Below are 23,074 nucleotides of genomic sequence, written 5' to 3'. Positions count from 1 at the left end.
GAATACCGCCGCGTCGATCTGGACGGTGGGGGCAGGTCCGGTGGGGGCTGGCCGCAGACCGGGCGTGACGTGCTCGCTGCCCTGGCCGCCCTGGATGGTCCGGTGGCCGAGCAACTTGGGCTTGCGGGGATCGCCGTGGACCGGCGAGATGTCGCTGTCGTCGGGCACTCGGCAGGCGGTCAGCTGGCCGTGTGGGCGGTCGCTCACCTCGGCGCACGCACGCAGCGGCACCGGATCACCACCGTCGTCCCGCAGTCGGCAGTCCTCGACTTCACGGTCCCGGACGTGCGGGATAAGGCCTCGGTGGTCGCGTTGCTCGGCGCCACCTACGCCGAGGCGCCCCAGCGTTACCGCGACGCTTCCCCGGCGCACGGTCCGATCAGCGATGCGTTGATCGCGGTGGTGCATACCACGCAGGACCAGTCGGTTCCGGTGGAACGCAGCCGCCAGTACGTGCAGACGATGGCCGAGCGCGGCCAGCGGGTCACCCTCACCGAAGTGCCCGGCGATCACGCCGCTTTCCTGGACCTGCGCAGCGCCGCGCACCGGCAGACCCTCCGGACGCTGGGCCGTTGACCGGCGGCACCAGGCTAGAATCGGGTGAATCAATCAGCGAACAGATGGAGTTGAACGCCTTCGTGAGTGACGACAACGACGCGGCCCGCGTGGTGACCTCGGCACTGGACATCCCGCCGGAACTGGTGGTGGGGCTGCTCGGGGCCGTCGACGTCAACCTGAAGACCCTCGAAGCGCAGCTGCCCGCACACATGCACGTCCGTGGCAACAAGATCTCGCTGACGGGGCGGTCCGACGAGGTGGCCGCGTCCGAGCGGGTGATCGCCGAACTGGTCGCGTTGGTGCGTACCGGGACTCCACTGACCCCGGACCTGGTGCGGGAGGCGATGACGATCCTGTCCGACGGCTCCACGCAGGAAGCCCCAGCGCAAGTGCTGAGCCTGGACATTATTTCCCGGCGCGGCAAGCACATTCGGCCTAAGACGCTGAACCAGAAGCACTACGTCGATGCGATCGACGCGAACACCATCGTCTTCGGGCTGGGCCCGGCCGGCACCGGGAAGACCTACCTGGCGATGGCTAAGGCCGTGCAGGCGTTGCACCGCAAAGAGGTCAGCCGCATCATCTTGACCCGGCCTGCGGTCGAGGCCGGCGAGCGTCTGGGCTTTCTGCCCGGTTCGCTGAGCGAGAAGATCGACCCGTACCTTCGCCCGCTGTACGACGCCCTGCACGACATGATGGAACCCGAGGCGGTGCCGAAGCTGATGGAAGCCGGGGTCATCGAGGTGGCGCCGCTCGCCTATATGCGCGGGCGCACCCTCTCCGATGCCTTCATCATTCTCGACGAAGCACAGAACACGACCGGCGAGCAGATGAAGATGTTCCTGACCCGACTCGGTTTCGACTCCAAGATGGTGGTCACTGGCGACGCCACTCAGGTGGACCTACCGGGCGGCGCGCAGAGTGGCTTGCGTACGGCTACGCGGATTCTCGACGGGATCGACGACATTCACTTCGCGCAGCTGACGAGTGCCGACGTGGTTCGGCACCGGCTGGTGGCTGACATCGTCGACGCGTACGGGCGCGAGGAAGAGACGGGCGGCGGCAGCCGTTCGCGGGCCAGGTCGGGGAGTCGTCGTCGATGAGCATCGAACTTTTCAACGAGTCCGGCGTTGAGGCGCCCAATGACCAGATCATCGAGGTCGCCCGGTTCGCGATGGGCGCGATGGATGTGCACCCGGCCGCTGAGCTTTCCATTCAATTGGTGGATCTGGACACGATGTCTGATCTGCACATGCAGTGGATGGACCTGCCGGGCCCGACGGACGTCATGAGCTTTCCGATGGACGAGCTGACTCCGGGGGGCCGCCCGGACGCGTCCGATCCGGGACCGGCGATGCTCGGGGACATCGTGCTGTGCCCGGAATTCGCCGCCGATCAGGCGCGCAAGCAGCGTCATTCCTTTGAGCACGAGCTTGCCGTGCTGACGGTGCACGGCGTCTTACATCTGCTCGGCTTTGACCATGCTGAGCCGGCGGAGAAGGCCGAGATGTTCGGTCTGCAGAATCAGATTCTCACTGACTGGTACGACGCCCGCGAGGACCGGCTGCGGGAGCAGCGGCAGGCCGCGAAGGACAGCAGGCTGATGCGTGACCTCGGCTTCGACTCCGGCCCGGTCGGCGACGGTCCGGGGCCCTAGCCGATGTCCAGTGACATCGTGCTCCTAGTTGTCGCAGCTTTGCTCGCCGCCGTGGCAGGACTGTTCGCGGCTGTCGACACGGCCCTGACGACAGTGTCGGTCGCCCGCACCGAAGAGCTGATCAGCGACGAACGGACCGGTGCCCGCCGGCTCGCCACGGTCTTGGACCAGCGGGCGACCTATATCGGTCTCACTGTGCTCCTTCGGATTGTCTGCGAGACGGCGGCCACCGTGCTTGTCGCCCTCGTGGCCGTCGATTATCTGGGCTTGACCTGGGGAATCGTTGTTGCCGTGCTCGGGATGGCGGTGGTCTCGTTTGTGGCGGTCGGCGTGGGTCCGCGGACCGTGGGACGGCAGAACGCGTACTCGATCGCGCTCATCGCCGGTCCTTTTCTGACCGCGATCGGTGTGCTGCTGCGTCCGGTGACCCGCCTGCTGATCCTGCTCGGTAATGCGCTGACCCCCGGCCGCGGATACCGCAATGGCCCATTCGCCACCGAGGTGGAGGTGCGGGAGGTGGTGAACCTGGCGCAGGTGCAGGGCGTGGTGGACGACGACGAACGCCGCATGATTCAGTCCGTCTTCGAGCTCGACGAGACGTCGGCGCGCGAGGTGATGGTGCCCCGCCCGGAGATGGTGTGGATCGAGGCGGAGAAATCCGCGACGCAGGCGCTGAGCCTAGCCGTGCGGTCCGGGCATTCGCGGATCCCAGTGATCGGCGAGAACCCCGACGACATTCTTGGCGTCGTCTACCTCAAAGACATCGTGGGACGGATGCTGCCGCAGGGCACGGTGCAGACGACGATGACCGTGGGCGACCTGATGCGGACTCCCTGGTTTGTTCCCGACTCCAAGCGCCTCGACGACCTGCTCGAAGAGATGCAGGCGCAGCGCAATCACATGGCACTGCTGGTCGACGAGTACGGCGGCATCGCCGGGCTGGTGACCATCGAGGATGTGCTCGAGGAGATCGTCGGGGAGATTACTGACGAATACGACACCGACGAGGTCGCGCCGATCGAGGAACTCGGCGACGGCGTCTACCGCGTCTCGTCGCGGCTGCCGGTCGAGGACCTCAGTGAACTGTACGACGATGTGAAGATCGGCGACGACGAGGTGGAGACCGTCGGCGGTCTGATGGCGTGGAAGCTCGGCCGCGTGCCGTTGCCCGGGTCACGGGTCGCCGCCTTGGGGCTACTGCTGACCGCCGAGGGCAGTGCGAACCGCATGGGCCGGCAACGGATCACCTCGGTGGTGGTGCGCCGCAAGGCGGCAAAGAAGAACGGCAAGGGAGAGAAGTCCGGTATGCGCGAGAAGGTCGGCAAGGGTGAGAAAGCTGCGAAAGTCGGGAAGGGCGAGAAAGCAAGGAAGGGCGAGATGCTGAGCACGACGACGGCTCTACAGGAGGATCAGGGTGAGTGACGTCGAATTCCGATCCGGATTTGTCTGTTTCGTCGGACGGCCGAACACCGGCAAGTCGACGCTGACTAATGCGCTGGTCGGCGACAAGATCGCCATCACGTCGAATCGCCCGCAGACCACTCGGCATGCGATCCGCGGCATTGTGACGCTGCCCGACGCGCAGGTGGTGCTCGTCGATACGCCCGGCTTGCATCGGCCGCGCACGCTACTGGGCAAGCGGCTGAACAGCGTGGTGATCGAGACGCTGTCGGAGGTCGACATTATCTGCCTGTGCATCCCGGCCGACGAGCCGATCGGTCCCGGTGACAAGTGGATCATCGAGCAGATCAAGCCACTCGCCAAGCGGACCAAGGTGGTCGGCATCGTGACCAAGCTCGACAAGGTGGGCCCGGAGAGGGTCGTCGGGCAGTTGATGGCGCTGGCCGAGCTCCTCGGTCCGACCGCCGAGGTGATTCCGGTGTCGGCCAAGTCGGGCAAGCAGCTCGACGTGCTCACTGATTTGTTGGTGTCGCTGTGCGAGCCAGGTCCGGCGTTCTACCCGGACGGGGAGCTGACCGACGAACCCGAGCAGGTGCTGATGGCCGAGTTCATCCGGGAGGCCGCGCTCGAAGGCGTGCGCGACGAACTGCCGCACTCACTCGCGGTGACTATCGAAGAGGTGATCCCGCGGGAGGATTCCGATCCGCCCATGGTCGACGTCCATGCGTTGCTTTACGTGGAGCGGGACAGCCAGAAGGGCATTATCATCGGGCACCGGGGTGGCCGGCTCAAGGAGGTCGGCACGGTGGCGCGCAAACAGATCGAAAAGCTGCTCGGCTGCAAGGTCTACCTGGACCTGCATGTGAAAGTGGCCAAGGACTGGCAGCGTGATCCGAAACAGCTGGGCCGACTCGGTTTTTAAAGTGGCTGAGTTCGCGCTGTAGCGCCCTGGTGGGCGGCAGAATGGTTGTTCAGACCGCGCATCCGGTGCGGACGGTAGTGAGGAGCGGGTCGTGATTCGATTTCTGCTGAGTGTCCTGGTGAATTTGGTGTCCGCTGCGCTCGCCTTCCTGGTGTGCGCCTGGCTGCTGGCCGGGGGATTCAATCTCTCGGTGCGCGGGTTTTTCATCGCGGTGGCGATCTTTACCGTCCTGCAGTCGATTCTGATGCCGTTTGTCTTCAATGTCGCGCGTAAATACGCGTCGGCGATGCTCGGTGGCGTCGGCCTGATCTCCACCCTGCTGTCGTTGTGGCTGACGACACTGGTGAGTGGTGCGCTCACGATTACCGGGGGTAGCGCCTGGATTGCCTCGGCGGTGCTGGTCTGGTTGGTGAGTGTGCTGGCCGCTTGGCTGCTCGGATTCGTGGTACTCCGGCGCTGGTGGGACGCTCGGCAGGAGTCGGCGGCCAAGAACGCTGCGGCCGATGCCGCGCTGGAACGGCGGGAGGCCGCGGAGGCTAAAGCGCAGGCCCGTAAAGCCAAGAAGAAGTAGCCGGCGATCAGGAGCGCACCGGGCTGGACGCGGACCCGCGCCGCCTTGCGATGCTTTGTCTCCGGTCGATGAGAGAATGTCTCGGTGAGGAATTACCAGGACGAAGCGGTGGTGATCCGCCAGCACAAGCTGGGCGAAGCCGACCGCATCATCACCTTCCTCACCGCTGAGCATGGGTTGGTTCGGGCGGTCGCCAAAGGTATCCGCCGGACGCGTTCCAAGTTTGGTGCGCGGCTGGAGCCCTTCACTCACGTGGATGTGACCTTCTACCCCGGGCGCAATCTAGACATCGTCACCCAGGTGCACGCGCGCCATCCCTTCAGCGAGGCGATGGCGGCGGACTACTCGAGATATACGACGGCGTGCGCCGTCCTGGAGACCGCCGAACGATTGGCCGGTGAGGAGCGCGCCCCCGCCCGCCAGCTGTACCGACTGACTGTCGGCGCCTTGACTGCGCTCTCGGAAGATCGCCGGGACCGGCAGCTGATCCTCGACGCCTTCCTGCTGCGGGCGATGGCTGCGGCGGGCTGGGCGCCGTCGCTCGATGTGTGCGCGCGGTGTGCGAATCCTGGACCGCACAAGGCTTTCCACGTCGCGGTGGGTGGCGCGGTGTGCGTCTACTGCCGGCCGGCCGGATCGGCGACGCCGTCGGTCGGCGTGCTCGAGGTGATGGATGCGCTCTCCCGTGGGCAGTGGGAGCATGTTGCTGCGGCCACGCAATCACAGCAGCGGCAGGCGACTGGGCTGATCGCGGCACACCTGCAGTGGCATCTGGAACGACGATTGCGCACGCTGCCGCTGATCGAGCGCACCGCTACTGTGGAAGCACCGGTAGCTCGATGAGAGGCAAAATTCGCAGATGGCACGACTGACCCGCCGCCGTGCGGCCGCCGTAGTTGCCCCGCGCGCGGTGCGCCCGCCGGATCGGCACCCGTCCGGAGCAACTCCGCCAGCCATTCCGGCCCAGTTCGTGCCGAACCATGTGGCGTTGGTGATGGACGGTAACGGCCGCTGGGCCACCGAGCGCGGGCTGCCGCGTACCGAGGGACATAAACGCGGCGAGGCCGTGCTGATGGACAGCGTCTGCGGATCGATCGAGATCGGGGTGAAATGGCTGTCGGCGTATGCTTTCTCCACCGAGAACTGGTCGCGCAGCCCCGACGAGGTGAAGTTCCTGATGGGCTTCAACCGGGACGTGATTCGTCGTCGCCGCGACGAGATGAACGAGATGGGTGTACGGGTGCGCTGGGCCGGTCGCAAGCCGCGCCTGTGGCGCAGTGTGATCAATGAGCTCGAAGTCGCCGAGGAACTGACTAAAGGCAACGATGTACTGACGCTGACCATGTGCGTCAACTACGGGGGTCGCGCCGAGATCGCCGATGCCGCGCGGGAAATTGCCCGGCGGGCCGCCCGCGGCGAGATCGATCCGGAGCGCATCACCGAAGCCAGCTTCGCGCGGTACCTTGACGAGCCGGACATGCCCGATGTCGATCTGGTCCTGCGACCGTCGGGGGAGCAGCGCATTTCAAACTTCCTGCTGTGGCAGTCGGCCTATGCGGAGATGGTGTACCAGGAGAAGCTGTTTCCCGACTTCGACCGCCGCGACTTGTGGGACGCCTGCCTGGAGTACGCCAAACGGGACCGCCGCTTCGGCAGTGCCTGATTCGGCTGCGGGCGGGGCCGCGATCACCGGCACCGGGCGGCACCGTGCGGCGGCCGCAGAACTGGGGGAGTGGTCCGGCGGCCCGGCATTCCGGCGTTGACCGTCAGGAGTTGTGGGACGCTTATTGGTAAATAACAGGCGCGACAGTCTCTGCGCCGAGTGCCGAGCGCGAACCGGCTGTTCAGGAGAGTGCCATGAAGACCCAGCAATGGTTGATTGTTCCGGCAGTGGTGGCGCTCGCCGTGGCGCTCGGCGCGTGCAGTGAGTCCGACGAGACGACGGTGAACGCCACGTCCACGGCGACCACATCCACGGCGAACACGTCCACGGCGAACACGACCGAGACGCCGATCGGCGGCGATATCGTCGCGCCGGTCACCAGGGAAGTGAATGAGCTACAAGGGACGACGGTGGAACTCGTGGTGGGACAGGTGCTCAACATTCGTACCGGTTCGCTGCCCATCGACAGCTATCGCGGCGAGGTAGCCAACCGTGCCGTTGCGACTTTCGCAGCTGGCTACAGCGACGGTAGCGCACAATTCAATCCGGGCGTGACCGCTGTGGCGCCGGGCGCAACCGAGGTGATCATGACCAATGTCCAGGCTGGAATGGGGCCGGTGACCTTCATCGTCACCGTCACGCCGAGGCGGTAGCTGCGTAACGGGCGCTTACTCGGTGTCGGTCGTCGTGCGCGGGAGTGCGGCGCAGGCGGTGCAGACGCCGAAGATTTCGACGGTGTGCGAGATGTCGTGAAACCCGTGTGCGGTCGCGATCTGCTCGGCCCAGCGTTCGACCGGGTCGGCCTGAATCTCGACGGTCGTGCCACAGTCGCGGCACACCAGGTGATGGTGGTGAGTGTCCGAGCAGTAGCGGTAGCGGGTCTCGCCTGAGCCGTCCCAGATCGCGTCGACCTGACCGGTGTCGACGAGTGCCTGCAGGTTTCGGTAGACCGTGGTCAGGCCGATGGCGTCGCCGCGTTCAGTGAGCAGGTCGTGTAGTTGCTGGGCGGAGAGGAATTCCGCACTGGCGGTCAGCAGGCCGGCGATCGCCGCGCGTTGACGCGTCGAACGCTGTCCGGTGACCGGTCCGCCGGTCACCGCCCGGCCCCCGGGTGTCGTTCGGTGGCGTGGGTGAGGGCATCGGTGACGATGTGGGCGATGTGGTCGTCGACCAGGGTGTATTCGACTTCCCGGCCGCGCCGGTTGCCGACGACGACGCCGGAGTTCTTCAACACTTTGAGGTGCTGGCTGACTTGCGGTTGATTGAGGTGCAAGGCATCGACGAGTTCGTGGACGCACATGGCGTTCTCGCGCAGGGCGAGGACGATGGCGACCCGGGCCGGCGCAGCCAAGGAACGCAGCAGGTCGCTGGCCGCGACGTGGTCGGCGCCGGAGGTATCGCTTGCTACGAAGTCGGCGTGGGTCATCGCGAAGTCCAATCTGTGGGTCCGGTCGGTCGACTCGAACCATCTTATCGGCAACTGTTTCCATCTTGTCGTGGAGTCGCTGCCGGGGCAGACCTCACTCGGTGGTTGTTCACGCGCGAGATACCCTGTTAGCAGTGGCTGGCCGCCGCGCCTGTCGCGGCGATAGCCAACTCCGATCCCTCTAGCCTGGAGAACCGTCATCGTGGCCGTGCAGTCCAAAGTCGAAGCCGTCGTCAACCTCGCCAAGCGGCGTGGTCTGGTGTTTCCGTGCGGCGAGATCTACGGCGGTACTCGGTCGGCGTGGGATTACGGCCCGCTCGGTGTGGAACTGAAGAACAACATCAAGGACCAGTGGTGGCGCGCCATGGTCACCTCGCGCGACGACATCGTCGGCCTGGACTCGTCAGTGATCCTGCCGCGTGCGGTGTGGGAGGCCTCCGGGCATGTCGACGTGTTCACCGATCCGCTCGTCGAGTGCACCAACTGTCACAAACGTCACCGCATGGATCACTTACAAGAGGGCTACGCGGAGAAGAAGGGCATCGCCGATCCCGACACTGTTCCGATGAGTGAGGTCGTGTGCCCGGACTGCGGTACCCGCGGTCAGTGGACTGAGCCGCGCGAGTTCTCCGGTTTGCTCAAAACCTTCCTCGGACCGGTGGCTGACGAGGAGGGCATGCATTATCTGCGCCCGGAGACCGCTCAGGGCATCTTCATCAACTTCAAGAACGTGATGACCACCGCGCGTAAGAAGCCGCCGTTCGGTATCGCGCAGATCGGCAAGAGCTTCCGCAACGAGATCACTCCGGGCAACTTCATCTTCCGGACCCGCGAGTTCGAGCAGATGGAGATGGAGTTCTTCGTCAAGCCCGGCGAGGATGAGCAGTGGCACGAGTATTGGATCAATGCCCGCCGCAACTGGTATGTCGACCTGGGCATCGACCCGGAGAATCTGCGGTTGTTTGCCCATCCGCTGGAGAAGCTTTCGCACTACTCCAAGGGCACCACCGACGTCGAGTACAAATTCGGATTCTCCGGTAACCCGTGGGGTGAGCTCGAAGGCATCGCGAACCGCACCGATTACGATCTGTCCACGCACTCGAAGCACTCCGGTGAGGACCTCGTCTACTTCGACCAGGCGACCGGCGAGAAGTACACGCCGTTCGTGATCGAGCCAGCCGCCGGCCTGGGCCGCTCGATGATGGCCTTCCTCTGCGATGCGTACACCGAGGAGGAAGTGCCGAACGCCAAGGGCGGCACCGATGCGCGCACCGTGCTGAAGCTCGATCGCCGGCTGGCCCCGATCAAGGCAGCGGTGCTGCCGCTGTCCAAGAAAGACGAGCTCGCGCCGACCGCGCGGAATCTGGCCGACGACCTGCGCAAGCACTGGGCCATCGAGTACGACGACACGCAGAGCATCGGAAAGCGCTACCGCCGCCAGGATGAGATCGGCACGCCGTTCTGCGTCACCGTCGACTTCGACACCCTCGACGACCATGCAGTGACCATTCGCGAACGTGACACCATGACGCAGGAGCGCGTCGCCCTCTCCGGCGTCGCCGAGTACCTTGGCGGCAAGCTGCTGGGTGCGTAGATGAACCCCAACTTCGTGATGTTCTTCAGCACCGTGCTGATGTTCATCGCAGCCGCCATGATGGTGGGTCAGCAGCAGTGGATGATGCTCGCCATCGTGCTGCCGATCTGGCTCCTCATTCTGGGTCTCTGGTGGTTCCGCCGGGTGCGCCGCTGACGGAGTCGACCGCTCAGGGGCTGGTGTGAGCCACCAGGCGCCTCACGTCGGCTGCCTGCGCTGTCAGCTGGCCCTGCGGTAGCGCTGCTGGGGCGGGTGACCGGCGTAACGATCGTGGCGGGCTAGGAGCGCCTCGGGCGTGAGCTCGTGGTCGAGGAGATCAGCGAAACAGTCGCCGTCGTACGGGGCAGCCCAATAGTCATCGAAGGGCTCGTAGCCGGGCGGCAGTTGCGCCCGGAGTTCGGAGAGCAGGCGGCGCAGGTCGCCGCGGGTGAGCCGGTTGTTGTAGGTCATCGTCCATCCCCCTGATCGATGTGCTCCCGCAGTGTGCAGTGAGCGCGATCACAGTGAAGCACTCGCCTCGGACAATCACTCCGCGCCAACCGATCGGCGGATGCGTGGACCGGTAGGCCGGACCTGCGCTGATAGGGCATAGTGAGGGGACGTGGATCGTCGCACGGACAAGGGGTCCGGGCAGTCGGCGGCCCGAGAGAGTGAGTTTGTGGTGAGTGTCAGCGGCAAGGTCGTCCATTACGACCCGAATCGTGGTTTCGGTTTCGTTTCGCCCGAGAGTGGTGGCGACGACGTCTTCGTGCACATCAACGACCTGCACGGCATCGACGAGGGACAGTTGCGCCCGGGTGCCAAGGTCGATTTCGACGTGGAGGACACCGACCGTGGTGCCAAGGCGACCAACTTGACAGTGACCGAAGAGGCCCCGCCCGGCGAAGCGCCGTCGGTCGAACGCGCCCAGCGTCGCGACGACAACCGCGGCCGCTTCGGGGATCGCGATGACCGTCGCGGTGGCGACCGCGGCGACCGTCGCGGCAGCTACGACCGCGGTGGCGACCGCGGTGGCGACCGTCGTGATGATCGCAGCTCGCGACGTCCGCGTCACACCGGCCCGCTGTTCAACGAGATCACCGAGCTCCTGCTTGATTCGGCGCCCGACCTGACCGCGCGTCAGATCACGTCGATCCGCAGCAAGCTGATGGACCTCGCCGGTGCCCGCGGCTGGACCAACAGCTAGTTGGCAGCTGACTACGCCGGTCCGCCGGTAGCCCACTACGACGCTCATGATCTTGAGCGCGTAGTGGGTGAGGCGCCCAAAGAAGTCGAGCGCACCAATCCCGCGACCGATCACCGCAGCGATTTCGCGCGGGATCGGGCGCGGGTGCTGCACAGTGCGGCGCTGCGCCGACTTGCCGACAAGACGCAGGTGGTCGGACCGCGCGAGGGTGACACCCCGCGCACCAGGCTCACCCATTCGCTCGAAGTGGGCCAGATCGGCCGTGGCATCGCCGTGGGGCTTGGCTGCGATCCGGACCTGGTGGAGCTTGCCGGTTTGGCGCACGACATCGGTCACCCGCCCTACGGCCACAACGGTGAGCGCGCTCTCGATGAGGTGGCGCGCGAATACGGTGGCTTCGAAGGCAATGCCCAGAACCTGCGGATCTTGACCTCGCTCGAACCGAAAATCCTCGGGCCGGGTGGCGAGAGCGCCGGACTGAACCTGACGCGTGCCGCGCTCGACGCCACACTCAAATATCCATGGAGTCGGCAGGCGCCGGGCACCAAGTACGGCGCATACGTGGAGGACGAGCCGGCGCTGGAATGGGTCCGACGAGGTGCGCCGGGACCACGTCGTTGCCTCGAAGCGCAGGCGATGGACTGGGCCGATGACATCGCCTACTCCGTGCACGACCTGGAAGACGGTGTGGTTAGCGGCCGAATCGATTTGCTGCAGCTGGCGTCGCGCGACGACCAGACCGAACTCGCCGAGTTAGGGGTTCGGTACTTTGACGGGCTGGACCCCGCACTGTTGATCGATGCCGCCCAGCGACTCAGCGCCATGGATATCTTCCGCGCCGTGCACACGCACGACGGCTCGCTCGCCTCGTCGGTGGCCCTCAAACGGCTCACCAGCGAGTTGATCGGGCGCTTCGCGTCCGCGGCGATTACGGCCACTCGCGCCCAGGCCGGTGACGGACCTCTTCGGCGGTACGACGCGAACCTGTCGGTGCCGTCGGCGATCGCCGCCGAGGTGGCGATGCTCAAGACCGTCGCCCTGCGTTTCATCTTCTCCGACCGCCGGCACCTAGCGAAACAGGAGCGCCAGCGTGAGCGGATCCATCGCGTCGCGACACTGCTGCGCACGAGTGCCCCGGGCGGCCTCGACCCGATCTTCGTGCCGCGCTGGTCGGCCGCCGACACCGACGCCGAGCGGATGCGGGTCGTCGTCGATCAGATCGCGTCGATGACCGAGGGGCGCCTGGAGCGGCTCGACAAGAGCAGTGCCGAGGTCCAAGCGCACCTGGGCTGAATCTGATTGGTCAGTGGCCGAGGCGGCGGAGGAAGTCGTCGATCGTCCATTGGCCGCCGGAGGCCGAGATACCCGGCAGGTGCTCGGCTTCGCTGAGGTCGAAGCCGAAGTCGGCCGGGGTGGGTTCCCCGGATTCGGTGGCGAGCCAGGTGACGCAGATATCGGCGGCCAGGGCCGGATCGTCGACGTAGATGGCACCGTCGGTGCAGTCGCTCGTCGGGTCCTCGGTGAACCAGTGATTTGGGGTTGCGGCGCTGGCGTCGTGGTGGACGAAACTGGACGCTTCCATCACCACGTGGGAACGCCGGACCAGCAGTCGGCCGTGCTCCAACGCCACGATCTGGGCGCATACGGCGTCCAGCGGCTCGTCGAAGTCATCGGTGAGCGAATCCTCGTCGACGGCGAAGTCGCGGGGGCCGAAGTCGATAGTGACGCCGACCGGAATCTCAGGCAGCGAATCGGCAAGCCAGGCGGTCATCTGGTCCCAGGTTCCGCACCCGACGAAGTCTTCTTCATAGTCGTCGTTCATGGCTTGGCTCCCGTCCGCGATGGGTCTGAACTGCTGGCCCGATTCTAGTCCGATTCCCGTTCACCGCGCGCGTCCGCGCGGCGCGCGGGTCGCCGCCGATGTCGGTACCCGGCGATAGCCTCGCGACCATGACTGATCACACTGCGGCCACATACTCCGAGGCGATCTGCCCGGCCGAACGAATGGTCGGCTGGTACGACGTCGCCGTGCGCGCCACGCTGATCCCGGCCAGCGGGGAGCCGGCCCGTCAAACGGTCGGCTGCTACCTCGACGCCCACGAGAACGACGGCCCGGTCTCGCTGGGTTGTGGAGTGGAGATGCTGTTCCACGACCTGCAATCGCCGCTGCCGCCAGGTGAGTCCCTGACTGCGCTGGTGGAGGCGGTGACGGGCGGACTGAATGGGAAAACCTGGACCGCGCTGCAGGTGCCCGGACGCGCGGATTTGCTGGTGATCGCGCTGATTGACTGGCAGACGGTGCCCGGTTCGCTGCTGTCGGACGAGATCGACGACGACCGACTCTGAACCGGTGGAGATGTCAGACTGGAACCATGATCTTCATCGTCGCCAAGTTCACCGTCAAACCCGAGTACGCCGACGACTGGGTCGAGCTGTCGCGGGAGTTCACTGAGGCCACTCGCGCGGAGCCGGGCAATCTGTGGTTCGACTGGTCGCGTAGCGTCGACGACCCACACGAGTACTTTCTCGTCGAGGCGTTCGGGGACGACGCCGCCGAAGCACACGTGACGAGCCCGCACTTCGTTAAAGCCCAGTCGGATTTGCCGCCGCTGCTGCAGTCGACGCCACTCGTCCGCAACGTCGTGATGGACCGCGACGAGTGGGACCTGCTCGGTGAGATGGCCGTGGATTGAGCTAGCGGCACTACTCGCCGAAGGCCTCGCTCGGGACGACGTAGGTGATGGTGACGTCCCAGGGGGCGACCCCCCAGCGGCTGATGGCCTCGACCGCGAGGGCGCCGGCGCCGCGCAGCGAATCCTCACTGGCCGGGGCGCTGATGGTCTGGTGGTCCGTCTGGTCGGTCGGCGGCCAGAGCTCACTCCCACTCGGAGCCGGAGACGTTTCCAGGATGATCTGATCGGCGCCATCGTCGTGCACCGCGACGATCAAGCAGAAGCGGCCGTCAGAATCGTCCCACCCGCCCGGTTCGATGACGATCAGTTCGTGGCGAGCGAAGGCCTGCGCGGCGGCGCGGAAGATCGCGACGTTCAGGTCCTCCCACGGATCGCCGAAGACCTCGCTCGGCGGGGCTGCGGTGAAGATTCGCCCACCGATTTGTGATTCGGATTCGGGGTGCTCGGCGCTGTGGCGATCCTCGAGCACCACTGTGCCGGACTCCTCGTCGAACAAGCATTCCTCGCGGTAGCGGCCAGGCCGGATCTGGGTCCGTGAGATCAGGCCGCTGCCGGCGATATCGGCAAAGGCGCCCGGATCACTCAGATGCCACACGGTGGGCTTGTCGGTCCATACTTGGATCAGTCCGCCTACCGGCACGCCGAATACGGCAGTGGTGAGTTGGGTCCCGTCGCCGAGTGGGGAATCGTCCGACATCAGATCTCCTTGTCTCGTGTTCTCTGCGGCACGGTCTGCTGGGCATGCAGTGCTCCCTCCACTATGCAGCACGAGTCGTCGCGGTGCTCTTCGGTTACGGCCGCGCGCCGCCGTGCAGGCGCTACGGTCGACAGATGGCATCGCACCCCAGCAAAGAACCGAACCGCAGGACAGGTCTGGCCGTACGCGCGAGGATTCATGCGCGCGTGATGTGCGCGGCCGCGGCGGTGGTGGTGGCCGGGCTGTTGCTCACCGGGTGCAGCAGCAACACCACGTCCACGGCGCCGTCGGTGGTGACCGACGTGGTGACCCAGACGAATGGACAGGCGCCGAACGGGAGCCAACCGACCGGGAGCCAACCGACCGGGGCCACCACACCCACCGACACCGCTGGTGGCCAGACTGAGGTGATCACCGTGGTCGCGGTGGGTCGCGATGGCCGGCCAGCCGCGGGCTGGACGGTCGATTCCAGCGGCATCGGGAGCACCGTCTCGTGTGGACCCACGATGACGCCGAGCCAGTCGGCGACGTCGAACAACATTTACTCCTGCAGCCCGAATGCGGCCGGAGCACACACCTGCTGGCCGACACCAGCCTCGTCGACGACGCTGTACTGCATCAATGCGCCGTGGAACCACACGCTTCGGCAGTTGACCTCCGACGTGCCGCTGCAGCCGGTGACCAAGCGCGCTGATCCGCAACCGCTGGCGCTGGAACTGGCCAACGGGGTCAAATGCACCATCCGCACCGGTGGCGCCTGGGGTGGGCGCAGCGACGGATACCTGGGTGCCTACGGCTGCGTCGACACGAATGACGTGGTGTTGGCCAAGGATGCGCAGCTGATCGACAAATCGTCGGCGCAGTGGACGGTGAAGACCGGCCCGCTCGGGGTGAACAACGAACAGTTCCCCTCGCCGGCCACAGTCGGAGTGGTACGTGCCTACTACGCTGGCGCGCAGAGCTGACCGGAACCTGCGCGGCGGTCTCAGTTCCCGTGGACGCGGTCGAGGATGAGCTGGCCGAGGCGCTCGGCGTCGTGCTCGGGAATCCAGTGTCCGGAATTGGGGAGCACTTCCAGCCGGTAGTCGGCGACGGCGTACCCCTCGGCCAGTTCGGCGCCGCGGCGCGACAGCGCAGTGTCCTTCGCGCCCCAGACGTGCGTGGTAGGCACGGCGACCCGCCGGGCGAGGTTCGGCGGACTGGTCATGCCCATGGCCCGATACCAGTTCAAGGCACCGCCCAGGGCGCCGGTATCGACCACCAGACGGTGCACGTCGGCGATCTGCTCGCTGTCCATGCCGGAGCGCCGCAGCATTTGGTCGAGCACGATCGGGACCCGAGACAGCAGTAGGTCAGGGAGCAGCGGTGGCTGAAACGCGGCCATGTACCAGGATTTCAGCAACTGGTCGGAGGAAAAGAGCGACTTGATGAAGGCCGCCGGATGGGGCACCGACACCGAGGTGAGGGTGCGCACCAGGTCTGGTCGACTGCCGGCCAGACCCCAGGCCACCGCGGCCCCCCAATCGTGGCCGACCAGATGCACTGGACCGGAGTCGAGTCGAGTGATCAAGCCGACGACGTCGTCGATCAGCTCACTGGAGCGGTAGACGGTGCGCGCGGCGGGTCGGGCCCCGGGGGAGTAGCCGCGCTGGTCGGGGGCGACGGTGCGGTAGCCGGCCGCGTTCAGGATCGGGGTGACTTTGCGCCACGAGTAGGAGGTTTGCGGGAAGCCATGCAGCAGCACGATGGTGCCCTCGCGGGGTTCGCCGGCGTCGGCGACGTCAAACGTCAAACCCATGTAGCTGTACTGGTCCACGGCGGGTGTCCTCCCAGGAGCTCTCCGGGGCGGCCGCGCTGCCGCCCCGGGTGAAGGCTACCGAACCGGTGGGCCAGGCGGAGAGTCATCGGGGATGGCCGCCCCAGACAGGGATACGTCGATCTCGGGGATGGCCAGCGGATGGGCGATCTCGTCGCGATCGAGGCGGCTGAGCCAGTACGCGGCGATCGCGACCGGTACCGGGAGCAGGCCGGCCAGCACAAACGTCCAGCTGACGCCGATCAGGTGGCTGACCGGGGCGGCCAACGCCATCGACACCGGCATGAAGGCCATCGAGACAAAGAAGTCCAGCGACGAGATCCGGCCGAGGAGCTCCGTTGGGACGCGCCGCTGCAGCAGCGTCCCCCACAGGACCAGTGGGCCGTCGAGCATCAGCCCCACGCCGAAGGCGGCAATCGCGAACCAGACCGTGTGCTGGGCAAAACCCATAATCACCAGGGGGATCGAGCAGACCGTCCACAACGCGAACATCACCGATAAGTAGCGCCGCGGCATGGCCATTGACGCGAAGACAAAGGCGCCCAGAGCGGCGCCCACGCCGAACGCGGCCAGGACTATGGAGTGGTCGAAGGCGCCGCCACCGGCCCGGTCCTTGAGTGCGAACGGGATGAGCACCTCGATCGGTCCCATCAGCATGAGGACCAAGAATGAGGAGAAGAACAGGGTGGCTCGCAGCCACGGAGTCGTCCACATGAAGGCGAATCCCGCACCGAGGTCGGCGGCCACGCCGCGGGCGCCGCTGCGCTTCTCGACCCGAGGAGCGGCGGCGTTGTCGTCGTCGGGAACCGGGCCCATTGCGAGATAGCACGCCGCCGACAAGATACAGGCGAACGCGCCGACGATGATCGCGGCGGCCGGGGAGGTGGCGCCGATGATGACGCCGGCGATCATCGGTCCGGCGGCCTGATAGAGGACCGGGCGCAGAAATCCTTCGATGCCGTTGGCGGCCAGCAACTGTGCGGCGCTGACCACGCGCGGCAGCAGGGCCGAATACGCCGGGTAATACATGCCGGTGGTGACCCCGCCCAGCAGTGCGGCGGCCATCAGGTGCGCGTAGGTCAGGGCGCCGAACGCCGAGGCCACACCGACGGTGCTGAAGGCGATCAGTTTGACCGTCTCCAAGCCGACGATGATCGCGCGCTGGGAGATCCGGTCGGCCAGCACACCGCCGAACAGGGTGGACACGATCATGCCGCTGGCGGCGGTGCCGGACATCAGGGAGACCGCGCCGGGGCCGCCGCCCAGACCGATCACCTGCCAGACCAGAGCGACCAACCAGATGCCGTCGCCGAAGAGCGCCAGCGCCAGACCGAGGGCGAGCCATCGGTATTGGCGCAGCGCAAACGGCTGCAGGATCCGGGGGAGCCGGTCCATGTCGGGGTTGCTCACCTTACGAGAATGCCGGATCGGCGGCGGTGCGGCTAGTGCATTTCCGGGCCGTCGGCCTCATCGCCGTCGGACTCATCGGGGTCGGGGTCATCGGGGTCGGGGTCATCGAGGTCGGGGTCATCAGGGTCGTCGACGACGAGGCGACGCACATCGTCGGCGGTGAGGGCGCCGCTGAACTGCTCGCCGTCGTCGATCAGGGCGTCGAAGAGGGCACGTTTGCGGTCTTGCAGCGCGACGACTTTCTCTTCGACGGTGCCACTGGAGACTAGGCGGTAGACGGTGACCGGCCGCTGTTGCCCGATCCGGTGGGCCCGGTCGACGGCTTGGGCCTCGGCCGCCGGGTTCCACCACGGGTCGGCGACGAAGCAGTAGTCCGCTGCGGTCAGGTTGAGGCCGAATCCGCCGGCCTTGAGGCTGATCAGGAAGACGCGGGTCTGGTCGTCGCCGCCCGCGGTGAATCGGTCGATTTCGGCCTGCCGCTGCGTCGCCGACATGGTGCCGTCCAGGTAGCTGAATGAGATGCCCAGCCCGGTCAGCGCGTCGGCGATCAGCTTCAGAAAGCCGGTGAAGCTACTGAACACCAGCGCGCTGTGGCCCTCGTCGATCAGCTGCGGCAGATGCTGGGCGAGGTAGTCGATCTTGGTCGACGAGAGGGATTCGTGCTCGTCGTCCACCAGCCCGGGGTGCAGGCTGAGCTGGCGCATGCGGGTCAGTGCCGCCAGGATCTGGACGCGGTTCTCGTCCCAGTTTTCCAGCAAGCCCAGCAATTTCTGTTGTTCGCGGGCGAGGAAGAGGTCGTAGATCTTGCGGTGCTTGGGGTCCAGTTGGATCCCGACGATGGACTCCTGCTTTGGTGGCAGGTCGGCGGCGACCTGCTCTTTGGTGCGCCGCAACATGATCGGCTTCAGCCGCCGGCGGAGGGTGGACAAGCGGCCGGGTTCGCCGCGCTCGATGGGGGCGGCGAACTGTTCACGGAACTTCTTCGGGCTCCCGTACAGGCCGGGGGCGACGAGCGAGACCAACGACCACAGCTCCATGACGTTGTTTTCCATCGGAGTGCCGGTGATGGCGAGTTTGACGGGCGTGTCGAGGCGGCGGGCGGCCTGGTGGGTCTTGGAATTGTGGTTCTTGACGAACTGGGCTTCGTCGAAGACCGCGCCGTCCCACGCGATGGCGTCGAAGGCGTCGATATCCAGGCGGAGCAGCGTGTACGAGGTGACCACGATGTGGGCGTCGGCGATCTGCTCGGCCAACGGGGATTTCGCGCGCTTTTGCGTCGCGGTCACGGTGGCGACTGTCAGCGACGGCGCGAAGCGTCGGGCTTCGGTCGCCCAGTTGCCGATCACGCTGGTCGGGGCGACGACCAGGAAACGGACGGCCGGGTTCGCCGCCGCCGCCCGGGTGATCAGGGCCAGCGTCTGGACGGTTTTGCCCAAGCCCATATCGTCGGCGAGGATGCCGCCGATCTGGTTGTCCAGCAGGAAGCTCAGCCAGTCCAGGCCGTCGTGCTGGTAGCCGCGCAGGGTCGCGTCGAGGGCAGCCGGTACCGCCACCGGCTCAGGTGGCCGGGCGTGGGCCAGGGCGGTGATGCGCTCGTGCCAGTGGGCGAGCTGGGCGTCGACGACGCCCAGGCTCAGGAGTTCTTCCCACAGGGTGGCGTTCGGGTGCGCGCCAGAGATCTCGGCGCCGTCGAGATCACCCATGAATTGGGCTTCGTCGAGCAGCTCGCGGAGCCGTTCGAGTTCGGGGGTGCGGAGGCTGAAGTAGGTGCCGTCGTCCAGGACGAGCCACTCATGGCCCTGGGCGAGGTGCTCGATGACGGTTGGCAGCGGGACGGAGTGGTCGTCGACGTGGACCGAGACGGTGAGGTCGAGCCATTCGTACGCGCCAGTGGAACCGAAGTGCAGCTCGGTGTTTTCCGCCTCGCGGAAGTCGCGCTGCTCGCCGGTGACCTCGACCTGGATCAGTCCGGGGGCGGTGATCCGCCGGATCAGCTCGCCGCACAGGATGGCGGTCTCGGGCAGTTCCAGGCCGAGGGGGATCAGCAGTTCGCGGATCGGTGCGGCTGCGGCGGCCCGGGCCACCGACATCGTCTGTTGCTCACGACGGAAGCGCAGGAGTGTGCTGCTGACCGTCTCGACCGCGGGGACGCGACGTTGCATGGCGTGCAATCGCGCGGTGAGGGCCTCCTGCCAGCGCCGGGTGCTGCTGCAGAAGAGTTCCAGTTCGGGGCGGGCGCGTTCCCACATCTGGGCTTCGGCGTCGACATCCCGGAATCCGGCCCGGCGTTCGGGCATGGCCGGGTCGAAATGCCGGAGTGTGCCGTCGACCAGGTAGCCGGCGCGCCACTGGGTGCGTGACCGGTAGGCCTCCAGGTCGATGATGAGCAGTGGGAAGGGTGCGGAGATCTCTGGCGGAGTCAGGCCACGCTCGGGCAGGGCGACGGTGCGGTGGCGCGTCAGCGTGGGCAACGCCGCGGAGAACTCGGCGAAGTCGGTGGTGGGCACTTCGATCCGATCGCCGGTGAGGAGTGCGGTTTCCAGCGCGGTGATCCGGGTGAGCTGGCCGAGGTGCAGGGTGCCCGCGCGCAGCACGGCCGCGCCCGCGGCGGGGTCGCCGCGCACCAAGGAGCTGTCATCGACGGTAGACGAGCCGTCGAGCGTGAGTTCGGCCGATAGTTCGGCACCGTCGTCGAGCGCCTCGACCCGAAGCGTGACGTCCAGCGTCTCCGTGACTTCTACGGCGTGTGCCTCGCCGGTGCCGAACAGCGGCAGACCGGCGTGCGCCGCCGACACCAGAGCTTTCCAGAAGGCTGCTGGTGCACCGGACAGGGCGACCGATTCTGGCAGGCGCGGCACCCCGCGTTGGCGAGCGGCGAACGCCGGGGTGTTCGCGAGGGCGGATCCGATGGCGGTGAGCGCCTCGACGCCGTCGCGGTCGTAGCCGGCGGTGCTCCCGACCAGGATCACCGACCAGGGCAGGTGCGGTGTCCAGTCGCCGGTGGGCTGGCAGACGACGGGGCGTAGCAGCGCATCGAGCGTGCCGTCGGGTGATCGAGTGGTGTGGAACGAGAGCCCCACGGGCCGGATCTGCCCGGCAGGTTCGTCGGCGGGTGCTTGCGCGGTGATCTCCGCGAACAGCGCGCGCCAGGGCGCCGGACGGGCGTCGTCGACCGCTTCCAGGATCAGCGCGGCGCAGTGTTTGCAATCGGTGCGGACCGGGCAGGTGCAGGAGCCGAAGACGTCGACCACCTCGCCGCCCTGGACCACCAAGGTGACAGTGCAGGCGTAGCGGTTGCCGTCGGAGCCGCGGCAGGCGCCACGCACGCAGGTCGGCGATGTCCACTCGATCCCGCTGATCCGGCGCTCCCGGGCATATCCGCGCCCTCGGTGCACGTCCGGGAGAGGCAGGTGGCGAAGTGCCTGTTCTGCCTGCGCGGACGACCAACTGCGGGTAACCATCGACAACAGGCTATCGGCAGTCTCAGGCTGCGTCCGGGTGCGGGATTCCGGACAGCGGTTGGACGTCGAGGCTGAGGACATAACCGGCTTCCCAGGGGAAGCGGCCGTCGGCGTCCGGCCAAATGAGCTGCACCGCGGGGAAATCCGGGCCGTAGAGGAGCCGGGTCACGGTGAGCTCGTCGGTGTCCAGGGCAGGCAGGGACGTCAGGTGGTAGGGCGGACGCAGAATGCCCGCCAACCGCGGTGTGTCGAACAACTGCTCGTCGCCGATCAGTAGCTCGGCCGTCCGGTTGAGGATTCCGCAGGCCTGCTCCGGGTCGAGACCGTAGATCACCAGCTCCGGGCGGGAGAACTCGGTGAGGCCGGTGGTGTAGGCGAACGCCGGGCCGAGCTCGTCGCCATAGACACCGGTCACCGCCCAGCGGCCGGCGTCGATCTGGTTGAGTGCGTTGCTCACCAGATTGTCCGAACCCTGGCAGCGCGGGTCGAATTCACACATGGTTTCACTCCTTTGTCTCGCCCGGTCTCCCGGCAACAAATCGATCAGGTGTTCGATCTGTTGCAGACGGTACGGCGCACCTCCGACACTTCTCGGAACCGAGCCGATCCGGCCCGGTGGATAGCCGAACCCGCAAGAGCGTCGCGGCTGGCTAGACTGGGCAGGTGACAGGCAGAATCCCCGAACGCGATATCACGGCGATCCGTGAGCAGACGCGCATCGAGGATGTGGTGGGCGACTATGTCGCGCTGCGTCGCGCTGGCGTCGACAGCATGAAGGGTCTGTGCCCGTTCCACGACGAGAAGTCGCCGTCGTTCCACGTCCGGCCCAACCACGGCCACTTCCACTGCTTCGGCTGCGGCGAAGGCGGCGACGTCTACTCGTTCTTGCAGAAGCAGGAGCACATCACCTTTGTCGAAGCTGTGGAGCAGTTGGCCGACCGGATCGGCTATCGCATCAACTATGAGGGCGGCGGCACGGCCATCATCCGCGACCGCGGCACCCGCGCCCGGCTCGTCGCGGCGAATGCGGCAGCGCAGCGCTACTACGCCGAGCAGTTGCGCACCCCGGACGCCAAGGTCGCCCGCGAGTTCCTGACTGACCGTGGCTTCGACGGCGCGGCGGCCGAGCACTTCGGCTGTGGGTATGCGCCAGCCGGGTGGGACACGATGACCAAAGCTCTGCTGTCCCAAGGTTTTGCCTTTGCCGAGCTGGAGGCGGCGGGACTCTCGAAGCAGGGGCGCAAAGGTCCGATCGACCGTTTCCACCGGCGGCTGTTGTGGCCGATCCGCAACACCTCCGGCGATGTCATCGGCTTCGGTGCGCGCAAGCTGTACGAGGACGACAACCTCGGCAAGTACATGAACACCCCCGAGACGATGCTCTACAAGAAGTCGCAGGTGCTGTTCGGCATCGATCTAGCCAAGCGGGACATTGCCAAGGGGCACCAGGTGGTGATCGTCGAGGGCTACACCGACGTCATGGCCATGCATGCGGCCGGGGTGACCACCGCCGTCGCCTCGTGCGGAACGGCGTTCGGTGAGGATCACCTCGCGCTGATCCGCCGTCTGATGATGGACGACTCCTATTTCCGCGGTGAGGTGATCTACACCTTCGACGGCGATGATGCGGGTAAAGCTGCCGCGCTCAAGGCATTCGAGGGGGAGCAGGCGATCGCCGGGCAGACGTTTGTCGCGGTGGCGCCGGACGGAATGGACCCGTGTGAGCTTCGGCAGAAGTCCGGCGATCCCGCGCTGCGTGACTTGATCGCCCAGCGGCTGCCGATGTTCGAGTTTGCCATCAAGGCGCTCCTGGCCGGCCACGACCTCGATACCGCCGAGGGGCGGGTCGCTGCGCAGCGGGAGACGGTGCCGGTAGTCGCCCGCATCCGCGACGTTGCGCTGCGTGATGAGTACGCGCGGCAGCTGGCCGGCTGGATCGGCCTGGACGATGTGGCCAGCGTGCTGGCCCGGGTCCGACAGCAGGCCCGGCGCGCACCCGGCGCTGGCGGTGGGCGGGCC

27 protein-coding genes are annotated in these 23,074 nt (G+C 66.5%); 17 read left to right on the top strand and 10 right to left on the bottom strand.

The annotated features are described in order from the left end of the window. The 9 genes from WAW85_RS05440 to WAW85_RS05400 form a co-directional block, all read left to right on the top strand. Nucleotides 1–576, top strand: a 576-nt coding sequence (locus WAW85_RS05440; RefSeq protein ID WP_422558624.1) for an alpha/beta hydrolase family protein, incomplete at its 5' end; no start/stop codon positions are given. 44 nt (nt 577–620) lie between these two features. Then, on the top strand, nt 621–1,661 hold the full coding sequence (locus WAW85_RS05435) for a PhoH family protein (protein ID WP_422558623.1): 1,041 nt from the start codon (nt 621–623) through the stop codon (nt 1,659–1,661). Then, nucleotides 1,658–2,215, top strand: a complete 558-nt coding sequence (ybeY, locus tag WAW85_RS05430; protein ID WP_422558622.1) for an rRNA maturation RNase YbeY — start codon at nt 1,658–1,660, stop codon at nt 2,213–2,215. The genes WAW85_RS05435 and ybeY overlap by 4 nt, the downstream gene beginning before the upstream one ends. A gap of 3 nt (nt 2,216–2,218) precedes the next feature. Continuing rightward, on the top strand, nt 2,219–3,637 hold the full coding sequence (locus WAW85_RS05425) for a hemolysin family protein (RefSeq protein WP_422558621.1): 1,419 nt from the start codon (nt 2,219–2,221) through the stop codon (nt 3,635–3,637). Then, nucleotides 3,630–4,538 carry a GTPase Era gene (era, locus tag WAW85_RS05420; protein ID WP_422558620.1) on the top strand — a complete coding sequence of 303 codons (909 nt, stop codon included), beginning with the start codon at nt 3,630–3,632 and terminating at the stop codon, nt 4,536–4,538. The genes WAW85_RS05425 and era overlap by 8 nt, the downstream gene beginning before the upstream one ends. Nucleotides 4,539–4,629: 91 nt before the next feature. Further along, nucleotides 4,630–5,109, top strand: coding sequence for a hypothetical protein (locus tag WAW85_RS05415; protein WP_422558619.1), 480 nt, complete (start codon nt 4,630–4,632; stop codon nt 5,107–5,109). An 84-nt stretch (nt 5,110–5,193) separates the two neighbouring features. Then, nucleotides 5,194–5,952: a DNA repair protein RecO gene (gene recO / locus WAW85_RS05410; protein ID WP_422558618.1), complete on the top strand. Its 759-nt coding sequence runs from the start codon at nt 5,194–5,196 to the stop codon at nt 5,950–5,952. A 16-nt stretch (nt 5,953–5,968) separates the two neighbouring features. After that, nucleotides 5,969–6,772, top strand: a complete 804-nt coding sequence (locus WAW85_RS05405) for an isoprenyl transferase (protein ID WP_422558617.1) — start codon at nt 5,969–5,971, stop codon at nt 6,770–6,772. 194 nt (nt 6,773–6,966) lie between these two features. Next, nucleotides 6,967–7,425: a hypothetical protein gene (locus WAW85_RS05400; protein WP_422558616.1), complete on the top strand. Its 459-nt coding sequence runs from the start codon at nt 6,967–6,969 to the stop codon at nt 7,423–7,425. A gap of 15 nt (nt 7,426–7,440) precedes the next feature. Here WAW85_RS05400 and WAW85_RS05395 read toward each other — a convergent pair whose 3' ends face one another. Together WAW85_RS05395 and WAW85_RS05390 are read right to left on the bottom strand one after the other, a co-directional pair. Further along, nucleotides 7,441–7,869, bottom strand: coding sequence for a Fur family transcriptional regulator (locus tag WAW85_RS05395; RefSeq protein ID WP_422558615.1), 429 nt, complete (start codon nt 7,867–7,869; stop codon nt 7,441–7,443). Beyond that, on the bottom strand, nt 7,866–8,198 hold the full coding sequence (locus WAW85_RS05390; RefSeq protein ID WP_422558614.1) for an ArsR/SmtB family transcription factor: 333 nt from the start codon (nt 8,196–8,198) through the stop codon (nt 7,866–7,868). Before WAW85_RS05390 ends, WAW85_RS05395 begins: the two co-directional genes overlap by 4 nt. 202 nt (nt 8,199–8,400) lie before the next feature. On the opposite strand from WAW85_RS05390, the gene WAW85_RS05385 reads away from it, so the two are divergent. Continuing rightward, on the top strand, nt 8,401–9,792 hold the full coding sequence (locus tag WAW85_RS05385; protein WP_422558613.1) for a glycine--tRNA ligase: 1,392 nt from the start codon (nt 8,401–8,403) through the stop codon (nt 9,790–9,792). Continuing rightward, nucleotides 9,793–9,948, top strand: coding sequence for a hypothetical protein (locus WAW85_RS05380; protein WP_422558612.1), 156 nt, complete (start codon nt 9,793–9,795; stop codon nt 9,946–9,948). A 63-nt stretch (nt 9,949–10,011) separates the two neighbouring features. On the opposite strand, the gene WAW85_RS05375 is transcribed toward WAW85_RS05380, so the two are convergent. Continuing rightward, nucleotides 10,012–10,242: a hypothetical protein gene (locus tag WAW85_RS05375; protein ID WP_422558611.1), complete on the bottom strand. Its 231-nt coding sequence runs from the start codon at nt 10,240–10,242 to the stop codon at nt 10,012–10,014. A gap of 211 nt (nt 10,243–10,453) precedes the next feature. On the opposite strand from WAW85_RS05375, the gene WAW85_RS05370 reads away from it, so the two are divergent. Then, a complete protein-coding gene (locus tag WAW85_RS05370; RefSeq protein WP_422558626.1) occupies nt 10,454–10,978 on the top strand; it encodes a cold-shock protein in 525 nt (174 codons plus the stop codon). Further along, nucleotides 10,979–12,271, top strand: a complete 1,293-nt coding sequence (locus WAW85_RS05365) for a deoxyguanosinetriphosphate triphosphohydrolase (RefSeq protein WP_422558610.1) — start codon at nt 10,979–10,981, stop codon at nt 12,269–12,271. It begins immediately after the preceding gene. Between the two features lie 10 nt (nt 12,272–12,281). On the opposite strand, the gene WAW85_RS05360 is transcribed toward WAW85_RS05365, so the two are convergent. Further along, a complete protein-coding gene (locus tag WAW85_RS05360) occupies nt 12,282–12,800 on the bottom strand; it encodes a hypothetical protein (RefSeq protein WP_422558609.1) in 519 nt (172 codons plus the stop codon). 128 nt (nt 12,801–12,928) lie between these two features. Between WAW85_RS05360 and WAW85_RS05355 the strand changes: the two genes are divergently transcribed. Together WAW85_RS05355 and WAW85_RS05350 are read left to right on the top strand one after the other, a co-directional pair. Continuing rightward, nucleotides 12,929–13,324, top strand: a complete 396-nt coding sequence (locus WAW85_RS05355) for a hypothetical protein (protein ID WP_422558608.1) — start codon at nt 12,929–12,931, stop codon at nt 13,322–13,324. Between the two features lie 26 nt (nt 13,325–13,350). After that, the gene (locus WAW85_RS05350) at nt 13,351–13,671 is read left to right on the top strand and encodes a putative quinol monooxygenase (RefSeq protein WP_422558607.1); all 321 of its coding nucleotides are present in this window, start codon (nt 13,351–13,353) and stop codon (nt 13,669–13,671) included. A gap of 10 nt (nt 13,672–13,681) precedes the next feature. Here the strand turns inward: WAW85_RS05350 and WAW85_RS05345 are convergent, their stop codons facing one another. Next, nucleotides 13,682–14,368, bottom strand: coding sequence for a hypothetical protein (locus WAW85_RS05345; protein ID WP_422558606.1), 687 nt, complete (start codon nt 14,366–14,368; stop codon nt 13,682–13,684). A 196-nt stretch (nt 14,369–14,564) separates the two neighbouring features. Then, nucleotides 14,565–14,909, bottom strand: a complete 345-nt coding sequence (locus tag WAW85_RS05340; protein WP_422558605.1) for a hypothetical protein — start codon at nt 14,907–14,909, stop codon at nt 14,565–14,567. 109 nt (nt 14,910–15,018) lie between these two features. Between WAW85_RS05340 and WAW85_RS05335 the strand changes: the two genes are divergently transcribed. Next, nucleotides 15,019–15,333, top strand: a complete 315-nt coding sequence (locus WAW85_RS05335; RefSeq protein WP_422558604.1) for a hypothetical protein — start codon at nt 15,019–15,021, stop codon at nt 15,331–15,333. 20 nt (nt 15,334–15,353) lie between these two features. Here WAW85_RS05335 and WAW85_RS05330 read toward each other — a convergent pair whose 3' ends face one another. From WAW85_RS05330 to WAW85_RS05315, 4 genes are read right to left on the bottom strand one after another with little or no spacing between them, the layout of a single operon-like run. Continuing rightward, nucleotides 15,354–16,184, bottom strand: coding sequence for an alpha/beta fold hydrolase (locus WAW85_RS05330; RefSeq protein WP_422558603.1), 831 nt, complete (start codon nt 16,182–16,184; stop codon nt 15,354–15,356). A 57-nt stretch (nt 16,185–16,241) separates the two neighbouring features. Continuing rightward, complete coding sequence (locus WAW85_RS05325; RefSeq protein WP_422558625.1) at nt 16,242–17,579, bottom strand: MFS transporter; 1,338 nt, start codon at nt 17,577–17,579, stop codon at nt 16,242–16,244. Between the two features lie 47 nt (nt 17,580–17,626). Then, a complete protein-coding gene (locus WAW85_RS05320) occupies nt 17,627–21,055 on the bottom strand; it encodes an SNF2-related protein (protein ID WP_422558602.1) in 3,429 nt (1,142 codons plus the stop codon). 22 nt (nt 21,056–21,077) lie between these two features. Next, nucleotides 21,078–21,554, bottom strand: coding sequence for a DUF4262 domain-containing protein (locus WAW85_RS05315; RefSeq protein WP_422558601.1), 477 nt, complete (start codon nt 21,552–21,554; stop codon nt 21,078–21,080). A 164-nt stretch (nt 21,555–21,718) separates the two neighbouring features. Here WAW85_RS05315 and dnaG point away from each other — a divergent pair. Then, nucleotides 21,719–23,074, top strand: a 1,356-nt coding sequence (gene dnaG / locus WAW85_RS05310) for a DNA primase (protein WP_422558600.1), incomplete at its 3' end; no start/stop codon positions are given.

This window comes from Gordonia sp. (in: high G+C Gram-positive bacteria) (genome assembly GCF_049299075.1).
Classification (GTDB): domain Bacteria; phylum Actinomycetota; class Actinomycetes; order Mycobacteriales; family Mycobacteriaceae; genus Gordonia.
This window is presented reverse-complemented; position numbering and strand designations above follow the sequence as displayed.